The following is a 428-nucleotide window of genomic DNA, read 5'->3' on the forward strand; positions in this document are numbered from 1 at the left end:
GAGTTTGGCGTAGCCGACTCACCGTTAAAAACCCAAGTTAAAGCATGGCAGCGCAACGGCGACGACCTAGTAAGTGGTTATGCAATAGCGCACGCAATCGACGCCGACGTAATGGCGCTTATTGACGAAGCAATGGATCAGGACGTAAGCCCCGAAATCATTGTTATTTGCACACCAGTAACAGGCAAAGCCGAAGTAGAAAGCTATCAAGCTAAAGCGCTTGAAATACTAGCAAGCCTTGCTCGCCGAGTGCGCTTTTTAGTAGCAGCGCCAGGGCTAACCGAGCTGCAAAATTGGTCTGATTTAGTAACCGCATTGCAGCCAATCACCGACGGCGTAGTAGCACCGCAAACAGCTGTTGTTCCTTTGCTATTTGGCGACGAGCTAGGCGCAGTAACTGGGCGTTTATGTAAAAGCGCAGTCACTAT

At 50.0% G+C, this 428-nt stretch carries 1 protein-coding gene; it reads left to right on the forward strand.

Annotated features, from left to right (window positions below; all coding sequences use genetic code 11):
- A partial coding sequence (locus AAEZ18_RS18420) for a DUF2586 family protein (protein ID WP_352255844.1) occupies positions 1 to 428 on the forward strand: 428 nt, incomplete at both ends.

The sequence above is a fragment of the Pseudoalteromonas sp. 19-MNA-CIBAN-0066 genome, assembly GCF_040308705.1.
GTDB lineage: Bacteria > Pseudomonadota > Gammaproteobacteria > Enterobacterales > Alteromonadaceae > Pseudoalteromonas > Pseudoalteromonas nigrifaciens.